Genomic DNA, 23702 nt, shown 5'->3' with positions numbered 1-23702 from the left:
CGCGACCCGGGCCTCTGCACCCCGTGGGTGCGGGCCTTCGCTGATCACACGTGTCCATCGGCGCGGACGCAGATGGATCTTGTGGCTGCAGTTCGAACTTTACGTCAACTTGGCGTGGAAGGCTCTCCCGGAAGGGTGACCAGAATCCGACAACCCCGCTCGGATTCGGCCACTCCGATGCGGCCGCCATGGAGATCGACGGCCCAGCGCGCGATCGCCAGGCCCAGACCCGTACCCCCGTCGCTGCCCGGACCGTGCGGGCGGCTGACGGTTCCCCGGTTGAACCGCTCGAAGACCTTGTGCCAGTCCGCCTTCGGGATGCCGGGGCCCTCGTCCAGGACCTCCAGCTCCAGCGAGTCCTGCTGCGGCCCGCGCCGCGCCTTCACCGTCACGCGGCCGTGCGCCGGGCTGTGCTTGACCGCGTTGTCGATCAGGTTGGCGACGACCTGGTGGATGCGCTCAGGGTCGGCCAGCGCGGTCAGCTCCGGTGGGGACACGTCGAGGTGCAGATGGACGTCCGTACGCGTGTGACTTCCCGAGCCCGAGGCGATGCCCGCGCGTGCGGAGGCGACCATGTTGGCCTCCTTCAGCACGCCCGAGAGATACGGCCACACCTCGAAGCGCCGCTTGCGCAGCGGTACGACGCCGTTGTCCAGCCGTGACAGGTCGAGCAGCGTCTCCACGAGCCGGCCCAGCCGCTCCGTCTGCTTCAGCGCCGTGCGCATGGTCTCGGGGTCGGCCTGGGTGACCCCGTCCACGATGTTCTCCAGCACCGCGCGCAGCCCCGCGATGGGTGTGCGCAGCTCGTGCGAGACGTTCGCCACCAGCTCCTTGCGCTGGCGGTCCTGTGCCTCCAGCTCATCCGCCATGACGTTGATCGTCTGGGCCAGGTCGCCCAGCTCGTCCCGGCGGTTCTCGCGCACCCGGCGCGTGTAGTCGCCGTGCGAGATGGAGCGGGCCACCGCGTTCATCTCGTCCAGCGGGGAGGTCAGGGACAACGCCACGAACTGCGTGATCAGTAGCGTGGCGATCATCGAGAAGACCATGATGAAGCGCAGCTCGGTCTTGGTGTGCACCGCGATCATGGACAGACCGGTGGTGATCAGCACCGAGATGACAACCAGAGCGCCCAGCTTGGTCTTGATCGAGAACGGGCGTACGCCGCCCCAGGGCTCCCCGGGGCTCCTCCGCGCGGCCGACCGCCCGTCGCTCATGGCGTCGGTGTCTCCAGCGCGTAGCCCACACCGTGCACGGTGCGGATCCGCTCGGCGCCGATCTTCCGGCGCAGCGCCTTGATGTGGCTGTCGACGGTCCGGGTGCCCGACGCGTCCGCCCAGTCCCACACCTCGGCGAGGAGCTGCTCGCGGGAGAGCACCGCGCGCGGGGTGTTGGCCAGGCAGACCAGCAGGTCGAACTCGGTCGGCGTGAGGTGCACGTCCTCGCTGCGCACCCGCACCCGGCGCTGCGCGTGGTCGATCTCCAGCTCGCCGAGGCGCAGGATGCCGGAGCGCGGCGTCGCGGCGGCCACCGCCGCCCGCTCCACCCGCCGCAGCAGGACATGCACGCGCGCCGCCAGCTCCCGCATCGAGAACGGCTTGGTCATGTAGTCGTCGGCGCCGACCCCGAGTCCGACCAGCATGTCGGTCTCGTCGTCCCGCGCCGTGAGCATCAACACCGGCACCGGACGCGCGGCCTGCACGCGGCGGCAGACCTCGAGGCCGTCGAAGCCGGGCAGCATGATGTCGAGGATCAGCAGGTCAGGCTGCCAGGCCTCGGCGGTGTCGACGGCCGCCGGACCGTCGCCCGCGGTTTGCACGAGAAATCCCTCCGCGCGCAGGCGGGCCGCGATGGCGTCGACGATCGTCGGATCGTCCTCGACGACCAGGACTCGGCGCTGTGCGCCCGGTGTCGCCTGCGCCGTGCCGCTGTGCGAGGTGTGTGTCTGCTCCATCGCCCGCCCCTGAAGTGTGCTTTCCGGAACCCGTGGGGTGATCCCATGACTGCGCTTGACGCTTGAATGATCCGCGTCAGGGAAGCACACTACGGGGATGGACGGTGCCCTCGCTATCCAGGTCGTACGGCGAGGTGCACGACGTCCGGAACGCCCCGGGCAACGGGGATCTCTTCGGTACGCACCTGTTGGAACCCGGCATTCCACAAGCATCCTTCAAATTCCGGAGAGGGCTGCGCTGACCACACCGCCAGCACCCCTCCTGGCCTCAACACCCTTGCACAGCCTGCCAGTCCGGCCGGTGAGTACAGTCCGCCGTTGCCCTCCGTGACCGTCCAGCCGGGGCCGTTGTCGATGTCCAGGCACAGGGCGTCGAACGTGGCGGAAGTCTCATTGACGTACGCCACCAGATCCGTCTCCAGGATTTCCGTGCGCGCATCGGCGAGGGCGTCGGCGGACAGTTCGGACAGCGGGCCGCAGCGGTGCCAGCCGATGACGGCCGGCTCCCGCTCGACGACGGTGATCCGGCCCCAGCGGTCGTCCGCGGCGGCGTGTGCGAGCGAAAACCCGACGCCCAGGCCGCCGATCAGCACGTCAGGGCGCGGCTGCCCGTCCACCGGCCGCCGATTCAGCGCCTCGTACGCGGCGTCGACGAGCAGCCGTTCCGAGCGGCCGTCGGAGGTGTCCATCAGGAAGCAGCCGTTCGCGATGATCTGCAGCAACCGTCCGTGCCGGCGCAGGACCACCTCGCCGTACGGGCCCTCGCGACGGTCCAGGACTACGGGGTAGTCGTACGCGGCGGTCATGCGCCCATCCTGCACGAACTGGCCGCCACGGCCACGGGAATTACGGATGGCGGGCAGGCGCACGGCAGTTCACCCGCACGGGGAGGCGGCTCCGGCGGGAACACCCGGGTGGAGTGCGCGGTTCCTCCGAACATCGTGTGAATCGGGTTCCGTGTGGCGTCGGTCATGGACAGGGGCTGCCGGGGCGCCAAATGTGGGGCGGAACGGAAGGAGCGCGTCAGCGTGGAACGAACCGCGAGGACTGCAGCGGCGTCGGCCTCGGCGACGCCCCTTCCCGAGACGATCGACGGCGTCGAGACCGCCGACCTGCTGGACGTGATGCCGCGCCAGCGGGGAACGGGGACACCCACCGTCCCGGGACCGGCCCGCCCAGCGGTCCCGCGGGTCCTTCGGGCCGTACGGCTCCGGCGGCTGTTCCCCACCCCCACCGGTACGCCCTTCACCTTCGGGTACGCCGCTCTGCTCGCCCTCGTCTCGCTCCTCGCCGAGCAGACGGACCCGTCCCTCGTACGCGCCCTCCAGCAGGCCTCCAGTACCGATGTCGCCCACCTCGTACAGACCCCCGCGCTGGTGCTGCTCGCGAGCGCGCTGTGGATCGCGGGCGGGCTCGTGTCGCCGTACACCCTGGGCTTTCTGCTCGTACTCACCGCGCTGGAGCGGCGGATAGGCGGTGCCCGTACGGCCGTGGTCTTCCTGCTCGGCCACGTCCTGGCCACCCTCGCGACCGAGGTGCCCGTGGGGCTCGCGGTCCTCGTCGGCCATCTGCCCGACAGCTCGCTGCACCGGCTCGACTACGGCATCAGCTTCGGCGTGGCCGCGGCCGCCGGCGCTCTGGCCGGGCTGCTCGCCCCCTGGTTGCGCTGGCCTCTGCTGATCCTGTTCGGTGCCACGCTCGCCGATGCCCTGGTCGCGTTCGCCGACCCGATGACCGCCTGGGGTCATCTGATCGCGCTGTGCATCGGCATCGCGGCCTGGCCGCTGGTCCGACGGTGGCAGCGCGAGCCCGCCATGGCCATCAGCTGACCTGGCTCCCCGCCTCTTTCCGCAGGCCAGGACCGGTAGTCGCGCAGATCGCTCACAGCGAACGCGGCGCGGGGAACATTCTGCGCCGTCCGATCATTGAGTCGACGTAACTCAACTTGACTGCCGAAGGGGAGATCATGGCTTCGACGTCCACACCGCTCACCCTGCCTGTGCTGCCGCTCGACGACGAGGTCGTGCTGCCCGGGATGGTGGTGCCGCTGGACCTGAACGATCCCGATGTCCGCGCCGCGGTGGAGGCCGCCCAGGCCGCCGCCCGCTCCGAGCCCGGGAAGCCCAGGGTTCTTCTGGTGCCGCGCATCGACGGGTCGTACCCGAGCACCGGTGTGCTCGGCACCGTCGAGCAGGTCGGCCGGCTGGCCGACGGTGACCCGGGCGCGCTGATCCGCGGCCGCGGCCGTGTGCAGATCGGCGCCGGGACCACCGGCCCGGGTGCCGCGCTGTGGGTCGAGGGGACCCGCATCGACGAGAGCGTGCCCGAGCCGCTGCCCGGTCACGTGACCGAACTTGTCAAGGAGTACAAGGCCCTCGCCACCGCCTGGCTGCGCAAGCGCGGCGCCTGGCAGGTCGTGGACCGGGTACAGGCCATCGACGATGTGTCCGCCCTTGCCGACAATTCCGGTTACTCACCGTTCCTGACCACCGAACAGAAGGTGGAACTGCTGGAGACCGCCGACCCGGTGGCCCGGCTGAAGCTCGCCACGCAGCAGCTGCGCGACCACCTCGCGGAGCAGGACGTGGCCGAGACCATTGCCAAGGACGTCCAGGACGGCGTCGACAAGCAGCAGCGCGAGTTCCTGCTCCGCCGCCAGCTGGAGGCCGTCCGCAAGGAACTGCGCGAGCTGAACGGCGAGAAGGACGGCGAGGAGTCCGACGACTACCGCGCCCGCGTGGAGTCCGCCGACCTGCCCGAGAAGGTCCGTGAGGCCGCTCTCAAGGAGGTCGACAAGCTGGAGCGGTCGAGCGACCAGTCGCCCGAGGGCTCCTGGATCCGTACCTGGCTCGACACCATCCTCGAACTGCCGTGGAACGAGCGGACCGAGGACGCGTACGACATCCAGGGCGCCAAGGCGGTCCTCGATGCCGAACACGCGGGCCTGGAGGACGTGAAGGAGCGGATCACCGAGTACCTGGCGGTGCGCAAGCGCCGCAGCGACCGCGGCCTGGGTGTCATCGGCGGGCGGCGCGGCGGTGCCGTGCTCGCGCTCGTCGGCCCGCCCGGCGTCGGCAAGACGTCGCTCGGCGAGTCCGTCGCCCACGCGATGGGGCGGAAGTTCGTCCGTGTCGCCCTCGGCGGCGTCCGTGACGAGGCGGAGATCCGTGGCCACCGGCGTACGTACGTCGGCGCGCTGCCGGGCCGTATCGTCCGCGCGATCAAGGAGGCCGGTTCGATGAACCCGGTCGTCCTGCTCGACGAGATCGACAAGGTGGGATCCGACTTCCGGGGCGACCCGGCGGCGGCCCTCCTGGAGGTCCTCGACCCGGCCCAGAACCACACCTTCCGGGACCACTACCTGGAGGTCGAACTGGACCTGTCGGACGTCGTCTTCCTGGCGACGGCCAACGTCCTGGAGGCCATCCCGGAGGCCCTGCTCGACCGTATGGAGCTGGTCCGCCTGGACGGCTACACCGAGGACGAGAAGGTCGTCATCGCCCGTGACCACCTGCTTCCGCGCCAGCTGGAGCGGGCGGGCCTGGGCAAGGACGAGGTCACCCTGGACGAGAGCGCGCTGCGCAAGCTGGCCGGCGAGTACACGCGCGAGGCGGGTGTCCGTACGCTCGAGCGCTCGATCGCCCGGCTGCTGCGCAAGGTCGCGGCCCAGCACGAACTCGGCGACCGGGAGCTGCCGTTCACGATCACGGACGCGGACCTGCGCGCCCTGATCGGCCGGCCGCACCATGTGCCGGAGTCGGCGCAGGACCCGGCGGAGCGCCGTACGGCGGTCCCGGGTGTCGCGACCGGTCTGGCCGTGACCGGAGCGGGCGGTGACGTCCTGTTCGTCGAGGCGTCCCTCGCGGACCCCGAGACGGGCGCTGCGGGCCTGACCCTCACCGGTCAGCTGGGCGACGTGATGAAGGAGTCGGCGCAGATCGCGCTGAGCTTCCTGCGCAGTCGCGGTGCCGAGCTGGAGCTGCCGGTGGGTGACCTCAAGGACCGGGGTGTGCACATCCACTTCCCGGCGGGCGCGGTCCCGAAGGACGGCCCGAGCGCGGGCGTCACGATGACGACGGCGCTGGCCTCGCTGCTGTCCGGGCGGCTGGTCCGCACGGATGTGGCGATGACCGGTGAGGTCTCGCTGACCGGCCGGGTCCTGCCGATCGGCGGCGTGAAGCAGAAGCTGCTCGCCGCGCACCGGGCCGGCGTGACGACCGTCATCATCCCGAAGCGCAACGAGGCCGACCTGGACGACGTCCCGGCCGAGGTGCTGGACAAGCTGGAGGTCCACGCGGTGACGGACGTCCGCCAGGTCCTGGAACTGGCTCTGTCGCCGGCCACGAACGGCGCGACGCCGGAGGTTCCGGTGGCGGCGTGACGGACGCTGCCGGATGAAGGATGGCCCGGGTCCCCTGAGGGAGGCCCGGGCCTTCTCAGTGCGCGCGCGGGTGTGCGTCAGCCGTTGGCGAGGGCGACGACCCGGTCGAGGGCGCCGTTGAACTTGTCGTGGTCGCCGACCGTCGGGCCGGACGACGTGTACTGCCACATCGTGTAGTACGACCAGCCGGCCGGCAGCGTGCCGACGTCCGAGGCGTACCGCGCGATCCACAGCGGCTGCGTCGACGCGAAGCCGCTGTAGTTGCCGGTGCACTCGGTCCACCAGCTGGTGGCCGTGTAGATGACTGCGTCGCGGCCGGTGCGGGAGCGGTACGTGTTGACGAAGTCGCGGATCCAGCTGACCATCGCGCTGGCCGACTTGCCGTAGCAGGAGGCGCCGTACGGGTTCCACTCGATGTCGAGGACCCCGGGGAGGGTCTTGCCGTCCCGGGACCAGCCGCCGCCGTGGTCGACGAAGTAGTTGGCCTGGGTGGCGCCGCTCGTGGTGTCCGGCGTCGCGAAGTGGTAGGCGCCGCGGATCATGCCGACGTTGTAGGAGCCGTTGTACTGCTGGGTGAAGTAGGAGTTCGTGTAGTACGTGCCCTCCGTCGCCTTGACGTAGGCCCACTTGACCCCGCTGCTCCACAGGGTCGACCAGGCGACGTTCCCCTGGTAGCTGGAGACGTCGACACCCTCGGTCTGGGTGGCGTCGCCGGTGTTGGGCGTGCCGTCCTGGCCGTCGTGGGCCAGGACGCCCATGCCCATGTGGGCGGAGCCGCGGGCGGGGGTGGTCGCGGCGTGGGCGCTGGTCAGGGGGAGAGTGAGGGCGAGGACCGACAGGAGCGCGGCCGCGAGTGCCGTGGCCGCGTGTCGGCGGGAGGAACCGGGTCTGTGCACGAGCATGACGTGCCTCCGAGGGAGAGGTGGGGGGACCGCGGTTGACCCACTGGCGTGGGCATGTCATGTAGGTGGCGGTAAAAAGCTACGCACGTAGACCCCGGGCTGGGAAGAGGGCCCGGACGCTGCCGTTGGTCTACGCCTGCGAAATACTGACGGAGCTGCGGCAACGGCGGCGTGTGGCAGAAACTTTCAGGACCGCGAAACCGATCAGGGGTGCTGACGTGCACGAGGACGGAAACGGCGACGGACCTTTCGGCGCCGCCGGGATGTCGCCGAGTGGTGCAGACCAGGAATTCCTGGCTCTGGAACGCGAGTTGACCGTACTGCTGCGGCGCGCCCGGGCCAGCCAGGGGGAGATGGCGCGGGAGGTCCACCCCGGCCTGGAGTCGGCGGCGTACGGCCTGCTGGTCCGCCTCGACGAGCACGGCCCGCAGCGGGCCACCGAACTGGCCGCGTACATCGGCGTCGGCAAGGCGACCATGTCCCGCCAGCTGCGCGCCCTGGAGGAGCTGGGCCTGGTCGCCCGCGAGCCGGATCCCGCCGACGGGCGCGCCTGGCTTGTGGCCCTCACGGAGACCGGCCGCGGCCGGGTGGGCAGGGTCCGTGAGGCCCGCCGCGGGCGCTACGTCAGCCAACTCGCCGACTGGGACCGCAGGGAGGTGGCGGAACTGGCCCGCCTGCTGCACCAGCTGAACGGGATCGCGGAGAAGTAGCCGCCGGGCCGCCGCACGGCCGTCCCGCTCACAGCTCGACGTACACGGCCGTCGCGTCGTCGTGCGTCTTGCTGCGCCCCAGGTGCGTCCGCTCCTCCCGGTCCGCCGTCTCCAGGGCCCGTACGCGCTCTATCAGCGCCCGCGCGCCGTCCTTTTGTACGAGCGTGAAGCACTGCGTCCAGTCGCCCTCGCGGAAGTTCTCCACCCAGCGGGTCGCGCCGTCCGTGAGCGCGGCAAGGGCCCGCACCTCCGCGCGGGCGACCGTGCCGGTGACCGCTCGGGAGGCGACCGTGGGGTCCGCGGCCGCCGTGAAGAAGCCGCCCTCCCTGTTGCGGACCGTCGCGTCCACCAGGGCGTCCGTGGCCAGGGCCGAGCGGGGCAGCCGGGACAGGCGGTCGTCCTGGACGGGGGTGACCGTGCCGTCGGGGGACTGCAGGAGGAGCGTCGAGTCGGAGAGCACCAGATACTCGAGTGATTCCTCCGACCAGCGCGTCATGACGACGGTCGCCTGAGGCGTCCGCGGGTGAGAAAGGTCACAGGTCACCACGTGTGCGTCGGCTGTGCGAAGGATCGCCCGGGAGAGAATCTCCGGCAACGTCAGATCTCGGCCGGAAACGGTCAGTTCGGTCAAGGCCCCGCCGAGCCGTGAGGTGAACCAGGGAACGGAATGCAGACACCCGGTCTCACCCTGCGGAGGGGTCACTCCGTCCAGGACGATCACACAACCGCCCTGTCCGGAGGCCGGTAGTCCGACACCGGCGAAGTCCTCGTTGGGTCGGATGGGGTCGCCGGGCTCCGACGCGAGTTCAGTACGCATTCGGCCAGTCTGCACGAGCCCTCCACAGGGTCTGCCAAAGGCTTGCGACAACCCTTGAATTGGCGCAGCCGTGCAGGTCAGACGCCTGGTTTGAGGTGGAATGGCGCGGTCCGGGAAAGCGTGGCGGCGAATATTGCCAAAGCCTGCCGCCCGCGTCCAACCGGCCCGCCGGAATGCGCGCCCGCACACACCGGAGGAACTTGCTCGCCAACTCTCCTCCGATGTTCACTCCTTCGGGTGGCGGGTCAGGTGATGCGCGACCACTGACCACCGGCACTGGGAGGGTCGGGGCACGGACCGTACCGGGCGTACGCAACCCTTGGCACCGATGTGACGGGGTGCCACCCGGGCCCATGGGTACACGAGTTCAGGAATGCGAGCACCGGTGCAGATGAAGCGGCCTCGGCGCACAGGCAGGCAGACGGCCCCCGAAGGGGGCGCCGAGGGCACACCGGTCGGCACCGGCCGCCCGACCCACGTACGCAACCGGCTGATCGTCGCCGTGGCTGTCGTGGCCGCGGCGATAGCCGGGGCCGGCGCCCCGTCTCTGCTGGCCGCCTCCGGGCAGGTGAGCGACTCCCAGGACCTGGTGATGCTGGCCGGGCGCACCCAGGACGCCCTCGCCCTCGCCCACTCCCTGGCGGACGAGCGCGACGAGGTCACCGCCTACGTGGCCGCCGGCCGCCCCAAAGACAAGGCGCCCTCCGAGCAGCGCGGCGCCCGGGTCGACCGGCAGGTCGAGGACCTGCGCGCCGACACGGACACACCCGGCTGGCTGCGCGACGACCTGGACGGCATCGGGACACTGCGCCGCTCCGCGCTCACCGGTAAGAGCACGGCCCTGGAGACCCACCAGGCGTACTCCGCCGCCATCACCGAACTGCACCGCCTCGCCGAGCGCCTGGCCGAGCAGATGCCGCCCAGGGCGGGCTCCGGCGCGTATGCGCTCGCCGAGCTGGACGCCGCCGTCCAGCAGTCCGCGGCCGCCCGCGGACTGCTCCTCGCGGCCCTGAACGTGCCGTCCACGACCCAAACGGTCATCAGCCCGATCACGGGCCTGCCCACCGAGACCACGACGACCAGCGACGCCGACCGCAAGCAGCGCGACGCACTGACCGCCGCCGCCCAGCAGGCCCGCCTGCGCTCCGACGCGGCCGTCGCCGACTTCCACGAGACGGCGCCCAAGGCGTCGGTGGCGACGTACGACTCGACGGTCACCGGTCCCGAGGTCAACAACGCCGACAAGTACCTCGCCGCCCTCACCGACCAGCCGACGCTGGGGGACGACGAGGTCGGCACCGACACCAAGAAGCTGGACGCGGCCCTGTCCGCCCGCGTCGAGCTGATGCGCGGCGTGGAGTCCTCCCTCTACGACCACCGCACCAAGGACCTGGCCCATCTCCGCGACGACGACGTCACCGCCCTGGAGATCCGCATCGCGATCCTCGGCGCCCTGATGCTGGTCGCCGTCGGCATCGCCACCGCCATGGCCCGCACCCTCACCCGCCCGCTCTCGGTGCTGCGCCGCGGCTCGGCCCGGCTGGCCGGCGCCGAGGACCCGGCGGCCGAGGAACCAGTCACGTTCACCGGGCGCAACGACGAGTTCGCCCAGGTCGTCCGCTCCGTCAACGCCCTGCACGCGCACGCCGTCGCCCTCCATGAGCGCATCGGCACCCTGGAGACCGACCGCAAGCACCTGGTCGGCCAGCGGCAGAAGATGGCCGACGCCCGTGAGGACCTGCGCGCTGAGCTTGCCGACTCCGCGGCCCAGCTGGAGCGGCTGCGCGGCAGCATCGGCGGCACCTTCGTGAACCTCGCGCTGCGCACCCTGGGCCTCGTCGAGCGCCAACTGGCGGTCATCGAGGGCCTGGAGGAGCGCGAGCAGGACCCGGACCGGCTGGCCACGCTGTTCAAGCTCGACCACTTCGCCACGGTCATGCGCCGGCACAGCGAGAACCTCCTGGTCCTGGCCGGCACCGAGCACGTCCAGCAGCATCCGGGCCCGGTGCCGCTGGTGGACGTGGTCCGGGCCGCGGTCAGCGAGATCGAACGCTACGAGCGCGTGCGTATCGCCGCGCTGCCCCCGCACGCGCACGTGGCGGGCTTCGCCGCGGACGACCTCTCCCACCTCCTGGCCGAACTCATGGAGAACGCCACCTCGTTCTCCCCGCCGGACCTGCCCGTCGAGCTCTCCGGCTGGCTCCTCGAGAGCGGTGAGGTGATGCTCTCCGTGCAGGACGAGGGCATCGGCATGACCTCCGAACGCCTGGAGCGCCTCAACTCCCGCCTCTCCGCGTTCGACCCGGACACGCCGTACGACCAGGAGGGCGAGGACGGTCTCGGCCTCGGCCTGTACGTCGTGGCCCGCCTCGCCCACCGCCACGGCGCCCGCGTGCAATTGCGCGAGCAGAAGCAGGGCGGGGTCGCGGCGGTCGTGGTCCTTCCACAGACCCTGCTGGCCCAGGCCCCGGCGACGGCCGTGCCGGGACCCGCGACGGCGAACGGCACCCACACGGTCTCCCTGCCGGGCGCTGACGCCGAGGCCAACTCGAACGTCCTGCACGGCCGGGCCACCGGCGGCGACCCGCTGGTGGCGCTGGCGGAGCGGACCGTACGGGAGCGGGCCGTACAGGAGAACGCCGTACCGGTGGCGGAAGGCGAGGCGCCCACCGCGCCGGAGCCGCAACAAGTCCCGGAACCGTCCCCCGCCGAGACCACGATGGAACTGCTGCTCACGCCGGAGCCCGCCGCCGGCCCCCACACAGGCGGCCCGGACACGCACACCGACCCGTACGCCATCGGCCCGGACACACACGAGCGCGCGGCGGACGAGACGGACGAGCAGGTCACCGACAAGGGCCTGCCCAAGCGCACCCCCAGGATCAGCGCACCCGCCCAGGCGCCGCGCCAGCGGACCGGCTCGGTGGACGCCGAAGCCCTGCGCCGCAGGCTCGGCGGGTTCCGCCGAGGAGCGGAGGCCGGCTATCGCGACGTCGAGGCGGAGATCACCGAACGGACGGGCCAGACCGCGCAACCCGCGGCCGCTGCCACGGAGCGCACAGCCGAAGAGTCCACGGGGGGCACAGTCGAGGAGGCAAGCAGTTGACCGCGCCCAGTACCTTCGGACTGAGCAGTGAGGCCCGCAACCTGCACTGGCTGCTGAGGAACCTGGTCGAGGAGGTGCCGGGCATCCAGTCGGTCGCGGTGGTCTCCTCCGACGGCCTGCTGCTCCTGACCTCCGACCCGGGTCGCGTCGCCGAGGCGCGCGAGGCCCGCGAGGCCACGCTCACCGGTCCGCGCGGCTCCGCCGCCGACCTGGCGACGATCGTGTCCGGCATCGGCAGCCTGACCGCAGGCACGGCCAAGCTGATGGAGTTCGGCGCGGTCAAGCACACGATGGTCGCGATGGACGAGGGCAGCCTCTTCGTGATGTCGATCAGCGACGGTTCGCTGCTCGGCGTGCACGGCTCCGCGGAGTGCGACATGAGCGTCGTGGCGTACCACATGGCCCTCTTCGTGGGCCGGGCCGGTCACGTGCTGACGCCCGAACTCCGCACCGAGCTCCGAAAATCGCTGGAGGAGTCCGACTCGACGGGGAGTGCCCGATGAGCAGTACGCCGAAGAAACTCCCGGTGCGCGGCGGCGACCGCAAGTCCGCCCGCGTCCGCCCCTACTCGCTCACCGGCGGCCGTACCCGCTTCGGCCACGTCCTGCTCGTCGAGACGTTCGTCGCGAGCACGGCCGCGCTCGATGCCGCCGAGGAGCGCAAGGAACTGACGAATGGTTCCCTCAGCACCCGGGTCATGCCGGAGATGCGGGCCATCGTCGAACTGTGCCGCCGTATGCGCACGGTGGCCGAGATCGCCGCGCTGCTGAAGATGCCGCTCGGTGTGGTCCGCGTGCTCCTGAGCGATCTCGCGGACCAGGGAAAGATCCGTGTGTACGGCACCGGAACCGGCCACGGGGTGGGCCGCCCGGACCGCGCTCTGCTGGAAAGGGTGCTGAGTGGACTCCGCCGTCTCTGACGCCGACTCCTCGGTCGGTGTCTCCCCCCTCGTCGAAGGCGACGAGAACCTGAGGTCCTGGCAGACGGACCGCACCCGTGCCCCGATAGCCACGAAGATAGTCGTGGCGGGCGGCTTCGGGGTCGGCAAGACCACGCTGGTGAGCGCCGCCTCGGAGATCACGCCGCTGCAGACAGAGGCGCTGATGACCGAGGCGAGCGAGGCCACCGACGACCTCACCGCCACGCCGGGCAAGCTGACCACCACGGTGGCCATGGACTTCGGCCGCCTCACGCTCGACGACGACCTGGTGCTCTACCTGTTCGGCACGCCGGGTCAGCAGCGGTTCTGGTTCATGTGGGACGACCTGGTGCGTGGCGCGATCGGTGCCGTCGTGCTGGCCGACACCCGCCGCCTCAAGGACTGCTTCCCCGCACTGGACTACTTCGACAGCTGCGGGCTGCCGTACGTCGTCGCGGTCAACCACTTCGACGGCACCGAGTTGTTCGAGCCTGACGACGTGCGGGAGGCCCTCACGATCCCCCCGCACATACCTGTCATGATCATGGATGCGCGGCGCCGGATCTCGGTGATCGAGACCCTCCTGGCCCTCGTCGGCCACGCGCTCGACGAAACCCCCGAGTAGTCCCGATTTAGGAGCCACCACCCGTATGCGGAAGATACTCGTCGTCGGAGCCGGACAGTCCGGACTCCAGCTGGCCCTCGGCCTCCAGTCGCACGGATACGAAGTCACCCTGATGTCGAACCGGACCGCGGACGAGATTCGCTCCGGCCGGGTCATGTCGACGCAGTGCATGTTCCACACGGCACTGCAGCACGAGCGCGATCTCCAGCTGAACTTCTGGGAGTCCCAGGCCCCGAAGATCGAAGGACTCGGCGTCTCGGTCGCGGCCCCCGGCTCGCACGACCCCGGTCCGACCCAGCGGGCCATCGACTGGGTGGGCAAGCTCGACGGGTACGCGCAGTCGATCGACCAGCGGGTCAAGATGGCCGGCTGGATGGAGACCTTCGCCCAGCGCGGCGGCCAGCTCGTCATCCACGGCGCGGCGGTCTCCGACCTCGACTACTTCTCCCGCACGTACGACCTGGTGCTGGTCTCGGCCGGCAAGGGCGAACTGGTGTCGATGTTCGGCCGCGACGCCTCGCGCTCCCCGTACAGCGAGCCGCAGCGCGCGCTCGCGGTCGCGTACGTCCACGGGCTCGACCCGCGCCCGGAACACCCGGAGTTCGACGCGGTCCGCTGCAACCTGGTGCCCGGCGTGGGCGAGCTGTTCGTCATGCCGACGTTCACCAGCTCCGGCCGCGCGGACATCCTGTTCTGGGAGGGCATACCCGGCGGTCCCCTCGACGTCTTCAACGGCGTCAAGGACCCGGCGGAACACCTCTCCCTGACCCTGGAACTCATGGAGAAGTTCACGCCCTGGGAGCATGAGCGGACGAAGAACGTGGAACTCACCGACGCCGGTGGCACGCTGGCCGGGCGTTATGCGCCGACGGTCCGCAACCCCGTCGGTCAGCTGCCCGGCGGCGGGCTGGTCCTCGGTGTCGCCGACGTCGTCGTCGCGAACGACCCGATCACCGGGCAGGGGTCCAACTCCGCGTCCAAGTGTGCTGCCGCGTATCTTGCTTCGATTCTCGAGCAGGGGGAGAAGGAGTTCGACGAGGCGTGGATGCGCAGCACTTTTGACCGGTACTGGGACACCGCGGCGCATGTGACCAAGTGGACGAACGCCATGCTGGCGCCGCCGCCGGAGCACATCCTGAATCTCATCGGCGCCGCCGGGCAGCTGCAGCCGGTGGCGGATCGGTTCGCCAACGCGTTCAATGATCCGTCCGATTTTGAGAACTTCTTCTACGAGCCGGGGAAGACTCAGGCGTATCTCGCTTCTGTGGCCTAGTCGCCGTTGCGGGCGCGGGGAGCCAGCGGCTGCGGGTTCGTCGTGGCTGATCCGCGCCCGCGCGGCGGAGCCGCATATCAGGAAGAGCCCCGCGCCCCCTCGGGGCGCTGATCCGGGCGCTCATGAGAGGCGCTTGTCAGGGCGTACGGCTCCCAGGATCGGGTTGGACGCGATCGGGGAGAGCTTGATCCTGCCTCCCGGGCGGGGGGCCTGGACCACTGTGCCGTTGCCCACGTACATCGCCACGTGCGTCGCCTCCGGGAAGTAGATCACCAGGTCGCCGGGGCGCAGGTCCTTGAGCGGGACCTTGGGGAGTTGGGCCCACTGTTCCTGGCTGGTGCGGGGGATCGGTGTGCCCGCGTAGTCCCAGGCCTGGGACGTCAGGCCCGAGCAGTCGTACGAGCGTGGGCCTTCCGCGCCCCACTGGTACGGCTTGCCGAGCTGGTCCTCCGCGTAGCGCACGGCTGCGATGCCCCGCTGTGACGGTGTGCGCTCGCTGCCGAGTGCGCCCGATGTCACGAGCTTGTTTTGGGCGTCGGTGGTCTTGTTCTGTTCCAGGCGGGTGAGTTCGGTCAGCTGGGTCGGGGTGAGGGAGGCCAGCATGACCTCCACGCGGGCCAGGCGGCGGCGGACGTCGTCGCGGTCTTTTTTCTGGCGCTGGGCGAGGGTGAGTTGGGCGTCGAGTGCCTTGCGTGCCTGGCGGCCCAGGGTGCCCCTGCGCTTCTCGTTGCTGGTCAGCCGCCCCACCGTCCGGGCCCGCTCCCGCGCCAACTGCCCGATCACATGGCGCTCGTCCAGTGCGTGCTGCAGATCGCGGGCGAGCAGGAGCCGTACGTACGGCGAGATGTCGGTGCTGCTCTGGTACTGCTGCCGGGCCAGCCGGCCGGCGACGCCGCGGCTCTCCTGGAGCGCCAGCCGGGCGCGGACGAGCTCGCCGTCCAGCCGCTTCACCTCGGCGCGCTGCTTCGTCAGCTTCTCCTCGGTGGCGTTGTAGGTCTCGGTGGCCTGTTCCGTCTTCCGGTACAGCTTCTGAAGATCCGCCAGTAGTTCGTTCACCGGTCGCCGGGGCTCGGGTGCCGCCGCCGCGGGCAGTGGGGCGAGGGCGGCCTGGGCCGCCACCACTGCCGTGCAGACCAGGCGCAGAATCCTTCCTGACATCGCGTCACCTCCGGTGCGGGGGCGGGCCTTCCGCTTCCTTCCGCACCGAGAGCATCACCGCGGCGGGAGGCTGCGCGCGCCAAGCGTGCGCGGTTCGGCGCAACCGAGTCACCCGTTGGCGTCATCCGGCTTGCCGGACGGCGTAGCGTCTGGATCGGCGTCAGGCTTCGACCAGGGCCACCGCAGCCCGCCGCCCCGCCTGCCCTCGGGGTCGTACTCGTACTTCCACCCCTGCACCAGCCCGAGGCGCTTGCTGTGCCCGCGCGGCACGCGGCGGTAGACGAGGACGGTGGGCGGGCCGCCGTGCGCGTCCGGGACCGGGATGCGGTACGTCTTCGGGGGGTGGCCGGTGGGGCCCAGCAGCACGGCGAGGACGCGGCCGTCCATGGGGCCGCCTTCGAAGGGGGTGTCCTGTTTCTTCACGGCACCAGTCTCAGACATCCGCCGACAGCTCGGCGACGAGCGCGGCGGTCTGCGGGTCGCGGACGGCGGTCACCGTGAGCACGGCCACGAACTGCTCGACCAGCCAGTCGCGCAGCTCGCCGACCGGCGGCTGCTTGCCCTCGTCGAGCCAGATGAGGGAGGCCGCTTCGACGGCCGTGATCCACATCCGGACGGTCATCCGCAGACGGGGGCTGGGGTCCTTGATGTCGAGGTGGCTGTAGATGTGCTCGGCGGCGGCCCGGCGTACGCCGTCCACGATGGCGGTCGTACGGCTGGTCTCCACGACGCTTCCGCCCTGGAGCAGCGCGCTGAAGCCGGCGTCGTGCTCGTCGACGAAGGCGAGGTAGCGGTCGAGGGCGCGGCCCAGACGGGGCAGCCGCAGGCCCTGGCGGGGCTCGTCGAAGCACTGCTCCAGTTCCTCGGCGGCGGACCGGAGCGCGGCCTCGTACAGCTGCTGCTTGCCGCCCGGGAAGTAGCGGTACACCAGGGGCCGGGATACCCCGGCCGCCTCCGCCACGTCGTCCAGCGACACGTCCTCGGGCACGCGGTGCGCGAACAGCGACAGAGCGGAGGCGAGCAACTGCCTGCGCCGCTCCTCGACGCTGAGGCGACGGTAGGCCGGGGTGGGTGCCTGCGGGCTCATGACCCGCAGGGTAACCGCTGCCGCCCCGCGTGGCTGCGGGCAGACCAACCCCGGCCCACGGCTCAGGCCGGCAGCCCCGGCGACCTCCATAGCCGCCGGCCCATTCCTCGCAGGTCGCCGATCTCGTCGAGGCTGTGTCGATATGCGGCTCTGCCGCGTGGCCGTCAGGCGCTTTGCGCGGTGTCTTGGGGTGCGTTCGGAGCGTTCAGGCCAGCAGCCCCGACGACTTCCACAGTCGCCGGCCCACTCCTCGCAGGACGCCGATCTCGTCGAGGAAGTCCGTCAGGCGCTTCGCGCCCGTCTGCATGACCTCGCGGCGGTGGGCGCTGGCCTTCACCTGGGCCAGGGCCTCGCGCTTGTCCAGGCCGACGTTCGTGTAGACGTCGGGGTTGATGAAGGCGATCGAGAACACGCGGGCGAACTCGCCCGAGGTGACCCGGGTGAACTCCTGGGACCACTTGGGAGCCGTGAGCATCTGGCGCCGCAGCTCCTCGCGGGCGTAGCGCACGTGCCGGGCCTCCTCCACCACGTGGATGCGCGTCACGCCGCGGATGAGGGGCTGGATCCGCTCGTCCGGGAACGTCAGCCGCTGCATCCAGTCCAGGACCTCCTCGCCGAGCAGCGTCGCCGTGAAGGAACCGGGCGTCGTCGAGATCGTCTTGAAGACACGCCCCAGCGCCTGGTGGGCGCGGCCGACCGGATACCAGGGCGCGTCACCCCGCGAGATCAGCCGGGCGAACATCTTGGAGTGCCGGCACTCGTCCTCGATCTCGGTGAGCGCGTACCGCACATGCGCGCTCGTCGCCGACTTGTCGTAGATGTGCCGCACCAGCAGCTGCATCAGGATGATCTCGAACCAGATGCCCAGAGACGCCAGCGCCGCGGCCTCGTGCTGGGAGAGCAGGATCCGCTGCTCCTCGCTCATCCGCTTCCACAGCGGCGTGCCGTACAGCGACACCAGTTCCGGCGGCCAGAACCACTTGCCCTCCTCGAAGGGCGCGTCCCAGTCCAGTTCCTTGTCCGGGTCGAAGGAATGCTTGGCGGAAGATGCGAGGAGCCGCTCGGCCACCTGCTCCCGGTCCTTGAGCAGGCCCAGCGCGTCGCGCAGCCCGTCGAGGGCGTCGGCTTCCGTCAGGGTCGTCATGGGTCTGGCTCCCTTGCCTGGTTACCCGGGGGTACGGTTCCTCTCCCACTTATGAGACTGCTTGTCAGTAAGACCGTCAATCCCTTGCGCATGACTTGTTGACGCGGCGTCCACGTGTGAGCCTGCGGGGTATGCCGACCTATGACGTGTACGCCAAGGACCCGGGAGACCCCCACTGGCAGGTGCCCGCGAGCGGCGCGGCGCGGTTCAGCTGGGAGTACGACGACGGCCGCGACCGTCTCCTCGCCCTGTACCAGAAGGGCAAGGACAAGCAGTGGGACGGGCAGAAGCGCATCGACTGGTCCCTGGAGGTCGATCCGTACGACGCGCTCGGCACGCCCGACGAGGCCCTGACCCTCTACGGCACGCCGTACTGGGCGAAGATGACCGACCGCGACAAGGGCGAGCTGCGACAGCACTTCGCCTCCTGGCAGTTCAGCCAGTTCCTGCACGGCGAGCAGGGCGCGATGATCTGCGCGGCGCGGATCGTGGAGTCCGTGCCCGACCTGGACGCCAAGTTCTACTCCGCGACCCAGACCATGGACGAGGCCCGGCACGCCGAGATCTACGGCCGCTTCCTGCACGAGAAGATCGGGCTGGTCTACCCGATCAACGACAACCTCCAGTCCCTGCTCGGCGACACGCTCCGTGACAGCCGCTGGGACATGCCGTACCTGGGCATGCAGGTCCTTATCGAGGGCCTGGCGCTGGCTGCGTTCGGCATGATCCGGGACACCACCAACAAGCCGCTGCCCAAGCAGATCCTCGCCTACGTCATGCAGGACGAGGCCCGGCACGTGGCCTTCGGGCGCATGGCCCTGCGCGACTACTACAAGCAGCTGAGCGACGCCGAACTCCGGGAGCGCGAGGAGTTCGTCATCGAGGGCTGCTATCTGATGCGCGACCGGCTGCGCGGGGTCGAGGTTCTGGAGAACTTCGGCATCCCCAAGGCGGAGGCGGAGGAACTGAGCGAGCGCTCCGAGTTCCTCCAGCTCTTCCGCAAACTGCTGTTCAGCCGCATCGTGCCGTGCGTCAAGGACATCGGCCTGTGGGGCAAGCGCCTGCAGCAGGCCTATGTCGACATGGGCGTCCTGGAGATGGGCGACTCCAATCTGGACCTGCTGATGGCCCAGGACGAGGAGATCGCCGAGAAGCTGGACGCGGAGCGGTTCGCGGTGGAGGAGCGGGAGCGGGTCGCCGAGGTGGAGGGGGCGATCGAGGCAGGTCAACGCAGCGCCGGGTGATCATTCGTGCGACGGACGACGAACGCCTACGGCCTGAACGTCATCTTCCATAACCGCCTCAAGCTGACGGAGCCGTTCCCCATCGACATCGACCTCACCGCGATCAACCGCCGGCCGTAGCCGATGCCTCCGGCGGAGGGAACGGTGTCCGCAGATTAAAGGCGTACGGCGTCGGGCCGTGCGCCCTCAGGTGCAGCAGTCGCTCCTCGGCCTCGGCGACGCTGGGCCGGTGACCGTCCGGCACCCACCACAGGACCGTCACCGCCTCTTCGAGCCGCTCGAACCACTCGCGGCGCCGGGCCAGCAACTCCCGGTGCTGACCTTGGTACATGAACGCCGTGAGCGCGTTCGTGTCCCGCCACACCGACATGTTGACGATCAGCCACTCGTCCCCGAGCACGGGAATGTCGGTGGCGTTCCCGGAGTCGCTCTGCAGTCGCCAGACGAACCCGTCGGCGACGTCGGCGACCTCGTTCACCGGGTCGAGCGCGTCGACAAAGTCCTTCAACTCCGGTGAGTCCAGCGGGAACTTGAGGCGGGCGATGTTGACCTGGGCAAGATGGCGCACGGCTGCGGATGCGGTCATGACCGAACGGTAGGTCGGTCCACCCCGTCCGCGACACCCCCCGTCTCACAGACCGAGTACCGCCCGCATCACCGCCTTCGCGATCGGTGCCGCGTCGCCGCCGCCGCTGATGTCGAGGCGGTCCGCCGCCGCGTCCTCGACGACCACCGCGACCGCGACCTTCGGCTCCAGATCGTTGTCCGACTGGGCCCAGGACACGAACCAGGCATACGGGACACCGGAGTTGCCGATGCCGTGCTGCGCGGTGCCGGTCTTGCCGCCGACCGTGGCGCCGCGAATCGCCGCGTTCGTGCCGGTGCCCTCGCGGACCACGTCGGTCATCAGCTCCTTCATGGCCACCGCCGTCGCCGGATGCATCGCCTGGCGCGGCGGCCGGGAACCTGACGTAGCGATCGTCTCGCCCCCCTTCCGCACGGTCCGCTCGACCAGATACGGGTCCCGCACCTGCCCCCCGTTCGCGACGGCCGCCGCGACCATCGCCATCTGCAGCGGTGTGGCCCGCGTGTTGTACTGCCCGATCGACGACAGCGCCAGCTGCGCCCCGTCCACCGTGGTGTCGAAGGTGCTCGGCGAGACCGAGAACGGGATCCGCAGACCGGTGTCGTTGAACCCGAACGCCTGGGCCGTGGTCAGCATGTTCTTGGCCCCCACATCCACGCCCAGCTTGGCGAACACCGTGTTGCAGGACCACGCGAAGGCGGCGCGCAGCGAGGCGTCCGCGCACCCGTCGCCCTCGTTCATCAGCCGCGTCCGAGTGCCGGGCAGGGTGAACGGATCGGGGGAGTCGGTGCGTTCGTCCAGGTCGCGGATCACACCCGCGTCGAGCGCCGCCGCCGCGGTGACCACCTTGAAGGTGGAGCCCGGCGGATAGGTCTGCCGCGCGGCCCGGTTGAGCATCGGCTGCTCCGGATCATGGTTGAGCCGCGCCCACGCCGACTTCGCGGCTTGGCCGTTGCCGGACAGCTCCGCCGGGTCGTACGACGGGGTGGACACCAGCGCCAGGATGCGCCCCGTCGCCGGTTCGACCGCCGCCACCGCGCCCTTGCGTGCGCCGAGGCCCCGGTAAGCGGCCTCCTGCGCGGCCCGGTTGAGGGTCGTGACGACGTCCCCGGCGGGGCTCCGGGCCCGGGTGACGTCGTTCCACAGCGGGAACGGCGCCAGGAGCGGATCGCTGCCGGACAGGATGCCGTCCTCCGCGTGCTCCAGGAACGTCGTCCCGTACTCCTGGGAGGCGAAGCCGGTGACCGGGGCGTACAACGGGCCGTCGGCGTACGTCCGTTCGTGGCGCAGCTGCTCATGGCTGTCCCGGGAGCCGGTGACCGACAGGCCGTCGACCAGGATGTCGCCGCGCGGCTGGCCGTAACGGGCGATCGTGGCACGGCGGTTGGCCGGGTTGTCGGTGTAGGTGCCGGCCCCGAAGACCTGCACGCGGGCCGCGTTGACCAGGAGCGCGGCGAGCAGCAGGACGCAGAATGCGGCGGCGTGCCGGATGTACTTGGTCATGGGCTCACCCGCATGTCCGACTGGCGCCGGGCCGAGTCGCTGAGCCGGATCAGCAGCGCGGTGATCACCCAGTTGGTGACGACGGAGGAGCCGCCCTGGGCCAGGAACGGCATCGCCATGCCGGTCAGCGGGATCAGCCCCGTCACCCCACCCGCGATCACGAACACCTGGAGCGCGACGATCGAGGCGAGGCCGACGGCGAGGAGTTGCCCGAAAGGGTCGCGCAGGTCCAGGCCCGCCCGGTAGCCGCGGGCGACGAGGAGGCCGTACAGGAGGAAGATCGCGGACAGCCCGGCCAGGCCCAGTTCCTCGCCCGCCGTCGCGAGGATGAAGTCCGACTTGGTCGCGAAGCCGATCAGGACGGAGTGGCCGAGCCCGAGGCCGGTGCCCAGGAAGCCGCCCGCGGCGAAGGCGAAGAGCGACTGGGCGAGTTGGTTGGGACCCTGGCCCGCCTCGATCGTCGCCAGCGGATGCAGCCAGTCCTCGACCCGGCCGTGCACATGCGGTTCCAGCCAGCTCACGGCGACCGAGCCGAGGACGGCCAGCAGCAGCCCGACCGCGATCCAGCCGGTGCGCCCGGTCGCGACGTACAGCAGGACGACGAACAGCCCGAAGAACAGCAGCGAGGTGCCGAGGTCGCGCTCCAGGACCAGCACACCGACGCTGATCAGCCAGATGGCGACGATCGGGCCGAGCGCCCGGCCGGTGGGCAGTTGCACGAACCAGACGCGGCGGCCGGTGTAGGCGAGCGCGTTGCGGTTGGCCGCCAAGTACGCGGCGAAGAACACCGCGAGCAGCACCTTCGCGAACTCGCCCGGCTGGATGGAGAATCCGGCTATCCGGATCCAGATGCGGGCGCCGTTCACGGCAGGGAAGAGGATCGGCAGCATGAGCAGCGCCAGCGCCCCGGCCACACTCACGTAGGCGTACCGCTGGAGCACGCGGTGGTCGCGCAGCAGCAGGACGACCACGATGAACAGCGCCACCCCGAGCGTGGACCAGACGAGTTGGGCGGGCGCCGCCCGGTTGCCGGGAGTCTCCAGGTCGAGTCGGTAGATCAGCACCAGGCCGAGGCCGTTGAGCAGCACGCCGATGGGCAGCGGGAGCGGATCGGCGTACGGCGCCCGGAGGCGGACCGCGACATGCGCGAGCAGGGCGAGGACGCCGAGCCCGGCGCCGTAGCCGGCGGCGCCGGGCGGGACGGTGCCGGTCTTCGCCAGGCCGACCGTGCAGTAGCCGTACACGGACAGCAGCACGGCCAGCACGATGAGCGCGAGTTCGACACCTCGACGCCGGGGGAGCGCTTCGGCGGGAGCGAGCGGCTTCGCCGCTGCCAGGGCGGTTACGGCCTTCGTCATGTCCGGAACCTACCCAAATGGAAAGCCTTGTGCTCCTTGACGGTCAGCACCAGCGTGGCGATTCCCCGATGTTGTCGATGAAGCGGCCCGGCCCCCAGGCCCAGGTGCCGTCCGCGAGGAGGTACCAGACGGGGTTGCCGAGCGCGGGCTCGCCGTAGATCTTGCAGTAGATCGAGACCACCTCGCCCTCTGCGGCGAACCCGATGATGCGACTGCCCCGATCCGGCCGGTCCCGCAGCCAGATACCACCGTCGGCCGTGACGACGCCCCGGTAGCGAGCGGTGCCGTCGTCCTCGCCACCCGCCGCGGCAGGGGTGACGGACAGCGCTGTCAGCGCGGTGAGCAGCGCTGCGACGGTGACGGTCGCGGTGACGGCGCCGGGTATCGGGGGACGGCGGGGCATGGGAAACCTCCCGTAAGCGGGCTGAGCCGACTGAACGTCACATTAGGAGGGATTGATGGGGGTCGCCTGCGGTGTGGGCCATCAGGGGAGGGGAGCGGTGGGGCAGGCGTTTCGGGGCTTGTCGGCGGCCTTGTTCTCGGTCGGGCTGGTCATCGGCGGTGCCTCGGTCGCGGTCTTGTCGCCGGGGTCCGTGCTGGTCTCGGTGCTGGTCTCGGTGCGGGTGCGGGTGCGGGTGCGGGTGCGGGTGCGGGTCTCCGTCGCGGTCTTGGTCTCGGCCTCGGCCTCGGCCTTGCTCTGGCCTCTGGCTGGGGTTCGGGCCTGGCCTCGGTCCAGCGTCTGGTGTGCGGGGCCCGGTCCGGGCTCCGGCTTGGCTCGGGTCCTGGACTCGGTCCGGCCCTGGCTCGTCTTCCGCCCCGGCTCTGCTCGCGGGGCAGCACTGCCTCCGCACGAGCGAGGTTCACGTCCTCCTCGCTTCGGCTCCGGTCATGGCCCCGGCTCAGTTCTCGGTCTCAGCCTTGGCTCTGTCTCCGGTCTT

General features: G+C 70.5%; 22 protein-coding genes. 9 read left to right on the top strand and 13 right to left on the bottom strand.

Annotated features, from left to right (window positions below):
* Nucleotides 1–104: 104 nt before the first annotated feature.
* The 3 genes from ACFYXB_RS16460 to ACFYXB_RS16450 all read right to left on the bottom strand — a co-directional run bounded on the left by ACFYXB_RS16460 (nucleotide 105) and on the right by ACFYXB_RS16450 (nucleotide 2757).
* Nucleotides 105–1214, bottom strand: coding sequence for a sensor histidine kinase (locus ACFYXB_RS16460; RefSeq protein WP_389582468.1), 1110 nt, complete (start codon nucleotides 1212–1214; stop codon nucleotides 105–107).
* On the bottom strand, nucleotides 1211–1951 hold the full coding sequence (locus ACFYXB_RS16455; protein WP_351343561.1) for a response regulator transcription factor: 741 nt from the start codon (nucleotides 1949–1951) through the stop codon (nucleotides 1211–1213). The genes ACFYXB_RS16460 and ACFYXB_RS16455 overlap by 4 nt, the downstream gene beginning before the upstream one ends.
* 113 nt (nucleotides 1952–2064) lie before the next feature.
* Nucleotides 2065–2757, bottom strand: a complete 693-nt coding sequence (locus ACFYXB_RS16450) for a spermidine synthase (RefSeq protein ID WP_389582465.1) — start codon at nucleotides 2755–2757, stop codon at nucleotides 2065–2067.
* 222 nt (nucleotides 2758–2979) lie between these two features.
* On the opposite strand from ACFYXB_RS16450, the gene ACFYXB_RS16445 reads away from it, so the two are divergent.
* Both ACFYXB_RS16445 and lon read left to right on the top strand, forming a co-directional pair.
* Nucleotides 2980–3780, top strand: coding sequence for a rhomboid-like protein (locus ACFYXB_RS16445; RefSeq protein WP_389582462.1), 801 nt, complete (start codon nucleotides 2980–2982; stop codon nucleotides 3778–3780).
* A gap of 137 nt (nucleotides 3781–3917) precedes the next feature.
* Nucleotides 3918–6332, top strand: a complete 2415-nt coding sequence (gene lon / locus ACFYXB_RS16440; RefSeq protein ID WP_389582459.1) for an endopeptidase La — start codon at nucleotides 3918–3920, stop codon at nucleotides 6330–6332.
* A gap of 77 nt (nucleotides 6333–6409) precedes the next feature.
* On the opposite strand, the gene ACFYXB_RS16435 is transcribed toward lon, so the two are convergent.
* Nucleotides 6410–7234, bottom strand: coding sequence for a lysozyme (locus ACFYXB_RS16435; RefSeq protein ID WP_389582456.1), 825 nt, complete (start codon nucleotides 7232–7234; stop codon nucleotides 6410–6412).
* A 218-nt stretch (nucleotides 7235–7452) separates the two neighbouring features.
* Here ACFYXB_RS16435 and ACFYXB_RS16430 point away from each other — a divergent pair, with 218 nt between their 5' ends.
* On the top strand, nucleotides 7453–7944 hold the full coding sequence (locus ACFYXB_RS16430) for a MarR family transcriptional regulator (RefSeq protein WP_351343544.1): 492 nt from the start codon (nucleotides 7453–7455) through the stop codon (nucleotides 7942–7944).
* A 28-nt stretch (nucleotides 7945–7972) separates the two neighbouring features.
* Here the strand turns inward: ACFYXB_RS16430 and ACFYXB_RS16425 are convergent, their stop codons facing one another.
* A complete protein-coding gene (locus tag ACFYXB_RS16425) occupies nucleotides 7973–8761 on the bottom strand; it encodes a hypothetical protein (RefSeq protein ID WP_389582453.1) in 789 nt (262 codons plus the stop codon).
* 385 nt (nucleotides 8762–9146) lie between these two features.
* Here ACFYXB_RS16425 and ACFYXB_RS16420 point away from each other — a divergent pair, with 385 nt between their 5' ends.
* From ACFYXB_RS16420 to ACFYXB_RS16400, 5 genes are read left to right on the top strand one after another with little or no spacing between them, the layout of a single operon-like run.
* Nucleotides 9147–11867, top strand: a complete 2721-nt coding sequence (locus ACFYXB_RS16420) for a nitrate- and nitrite sensing domain-containing protein (RefSeq protein ID WP_389582451.1) — start codon at nucleotides 9147–9149, stop codon at nucleotides 11865–11867.
* Nucleotides 11864–12370: a roadblock/LC7 domain-containing protein gene (locus tag ACFYXB_RS16415; protein WP_389582449.1), complete on the top strand. Its 507-nt coding sequence runs from the start codon at nucleotides 11864–11866 to the stop codon at nucleotides 12368–12370. Before ACFYXB_RS16420 ends, ACFYXB_RS16415 begins: the two co-directional genes overlap by 4 nt.
* A complete protein-coding gene (locus ACFYXB_RS16410) occupies nucleotides 12367–12786 on the top strand; it encodes a DUF742 domain-containing protein (RefSeq protein ID WP_389582447.1) in 420 nt (139 codons plus the stop codon). The genes ACFYXB_RS16415 and ACFYXB_RS16410 overlap by 4 nt, the downstream gene beginning before the upstream one ends.
* Nucleotides 12767–13411, top strand: coding sequence for an ATP/GTP-binding protein (locus ACFYXB_RS16405; protein WP_389582444.1), 645 nt, complete (start codon nucleotides 12767–12769; stop codon nucleotides 13409–13411). The genes ACFYXB_RS16410 and ACFYXB_RS16405 overlap by 20 nt, the downstream gene beginning before the upstream one ends.
* A gap of 25 nt (nucleotides 13412–13436) precedes the next feature.
* Nucleotides 13437–14684: a styrene monooxygenase/indole monooxygenase family protein gene (locus ACFYXB_RS16400; protein ID WP_389582442.1), complete on the top strand. Its 1248-nt coding sequence runs from the start codon at nucleotides 13437–13439 to the stop codon at nucleotides 14682–14684.
* 120 nt (nucleotides 14685–14804) lie between these two features.
* On the opposite strand, the gene ACFYXB_RS16395 is transcribed toward ACFYXB_RS16400, so the two are convergent.
* The 4 genes from ACFYXB_RS16395 to ACFYXB_RS16380 form a co-directional block, all read right to left on the bottom strand.
* Entirely contained in the window at nucleotides 14805–15842 is a 1038-nt protein-coding gene (locus ACFYXB_RS16395; protein ID WP_389582439.1) for an NlpC/P60 family protein, read from the bottom strand.
* A gap of 108 nt (nucleotides 15843–15950) precedes the next feature.
* On the bottom strand, nucleotides 15951–16265 hold the full coding sequence (locus ACFYXB_RS16390) for a hypothetical protein (RefSeq protein ID WP_351364466.1): 315 nt from the start codon (nucleotides 16263–16265) through the stop codon (nucleotides 15951–15953).
* A 10-nt stretch (nucleotides 16266–16275) separates the two neighbouring features.
* Entirely contained in the window at nucleotides 16276–16929 is a 654-nt protein-coding gene (locus ACFYXB_RS16385) for a TetR/AcrR family transcriptional regulator (protein ID WP_389582436.1), read from the bottom strand.
* A gap of 205 nt (nucleotides 16930–17134) precedes the next feature.
* Complete coding sequence (locus tag ACFYXB_RS16380) at nucleotides 17135–18073, bottom strand: diiron oxygenase (RefSeq protein ID WP_351364462.1); 939 nt, start codon at nucleotides 18071–18073, stop codon at nucleotides 17135–17137.
* A gap of 131 nt (nucleotides 18074–18204) precedes the next feature.
* Here ACFYXB_RS16380 and ACFYXB_RS16375 point away from each other — a divergent pair, with 131 nt between their 5' ends.
* Complete coding sequence (locus tag ACFYXB_RS16375; protein WP_351364459.1) at nucleotides 18205–19317, top strand: ferritin-like domain-containing protein; 1113 nt, start codon at nucleotides 18205–18207, stop codon at nucleotides 19315–19317.
* A gap of 103 nt (nucleotides 19318–19420) precedes the next feature.
* Here ACFYXB_RS16375 and ACFYXB_RS16370 read toward each other — a convergent pair whose 3' ends face one another.
* From ACFYXB_RS16370 to ACFYXB_RS16355, 4 genes are read right to left on the bottom strand one after another with little or no spacing between them, the layout of a single operon-like run.
* Nucleotides 19421–19903, bottom strand: a complete 483-nt coding sequence (locus ACFYXB_RS16370) for a DUF3291 domain-containing protein (protein ID WP_389582433.1) — start codon at nucleotides 19901–19903, stop codon at nucleotides 19421–19423.
* 45 nt (nucleotides 19904–19948) lie between these two features.
* Complete coding sequence (locus ACFYXB_RS16365) at nucleotides 19949–21406, bottom strand: penicillin-binding transpeptidase domain-containing protein (RefSeq protein WP_389582431.1); 1458 nt, start codon at nucleotides 21404–21406, stop codon at nucleotides 19949–19951.
* Nucleotides 21403–22764 carry an FtsW/RodA/SpoVE family cell cycle protein gene (locus ACFYXB_RS16360; protein ID WP_389582428.1) on the bottom strand — a complete coding sequence of 454 codons (1362 nt, stop codon included), beginning with the start codon at nucleotides 22762–22764 and terminating at the stop codon, nucleotides 21403–21405. Before ACFYXB_RS16360 ends, ACFYXB_RS16365 begins: the two co-directional genes overlap by 4 nt.
* A gap of 43 nt (nucleotides 22765–22807) precedes the next feature.
* On the bottom strand, nucleotides 22808–23167 hold the full coding sequence (locus ACFYXB_RS16355) for an SH3 domain-containing protein (RefSeq protein ID WP_389582425.1): 360 nt from the start codon (nucleotides 23165–23167) through the stop codon (nucleotides 22808–22810).
* Nucleotides 23168–23702: the final 535 nt, after the last annotated feature.

This window comes from Streptomyces sp. NPDC002619, from assembly GCF_042889305.1.
In the GTDB taxonomy this organism is placed as follows: domain Bacteria; phylum Actinomycetota; class Actinomycetes; order Streptomycetales; family Streptomycetaceae; genus Streptomyces.
The sequence above is the reverse complement of the archived record's forward strand: the minus strand, read 5'-3'. Positions and strand labels throughout refer to the sequence as shown.

Coding starts and splice junctions, on each gene's coding strand:
- ACFYXB_RS16460 (WP_389582468.1), bottom strand. CDS start 1,214: ATGAGCGACGGGCGGTCGGCCGCGCGGAGGAGCCCCGGGGAGCCCTGG.
- ACFYXB_RS16455 (WP_351343561.1), bottom strand. CDS start 1,951: ATGGAGCAGACACACACCTCGCACAGCGGCACGGCGCAGGCGACACCG.
- ACFYXB_RS16450 (WP_389582465.1), bottom strand. CDS start 2,757: ATGACCGCCGCGTACGACTACCCCGTAGTCCTGGACCGTCGCGAGGGC.
- lon (WP_389582459.1), top strand. CDS start 3,918: ATGGCTTCGACGTCCACACCGCTCACCCTGCCTGTGCTGCCGCTCGAC.
- ACFYXB_RS16435 (WP_389582456.1), bottom strand. CDS start 7,234: ATGCTCGTGCACAGACCCGGTTCCTCCCGCCGACACGCGGCCACGGCA.
- ACFYXB_RS16425 (WP_389582453.1), bottom strand. CDS start 8,761: ATGCGTACTGAACTCGCGTCGGAGCCCGGCGACCCCATCCGACCCAAC.
- ACFYXB_RS16410 (WP_389582447.1), top strand. CDS start 12,367: ATGAGCAGTACGCCGAAGAAACTCCCGGTGCGCGGCGGCGACCGCAAG.
- ACFYXB_RS16400 (WP_389582442.1), top strand. CDS start 13,437: ATGCGGAAGATACTCGTCGTCGGAGCCGGACAGTCCGGACTCCAGCTG.
- ACFYXB_RS16395 (WP_389582439.1), bottom strand. CDS start 15,842: ATGTCAGGAAGGATTCTGCGCCTGGTCTGCACGGCAGTGGTGGCGGCC.
- ACFYXB_RS16385 (WP_389582436.1), bottom strand. CDS start 16,929: ATGAGCCCGCAGGCACCCACCCCGGCCTACCGTCGCCTCAGCGTCGAG.
- ACFYXB_RS16380 (WP_351364462.1), bottom strand. CDS start 18,073: ATGACGACCCTGACGGAAGCCGACGCCCTCGACGGGCTGCGCGACGCG.
- ACFYXB_RS16375 (WP_351364459.1), top strand. CDS start 18,205: ATGCCGACCTATGACGTGTACGCCAAGGACCCGGGAGACCCCCACTGG.
- ACFYXB_RS16370 (WP_389582433.1), bottom strand. CDS start 19,903: ATGACCGCATCCGCAGCCGTGCGCCATCTTGCCCAGGTCAACATCGCC.
- ACFYXB_RS16365 (WP_389582431.1), bottom strand. CDS start 21,406: ATGACCAAGTACATCCGGCACGCCGCCGCATTCTGCGTCCTGCTGCTC.
- ACFYXB_RS16360 (WP_389582428.1), bottom strand. CDS start 22,764: ATGACGAAGGCCGTAACCGCCCTGGCAGCGGCGAAGCCGCTCGCTCCC.
- ACFYXB_RS16355 (WP_389582425.1), bottom strand. CDS start 23,167: ATGCCCCGCCGTCCCCCGATACCCGGCGCCGTCACCGCGACCGTCACC.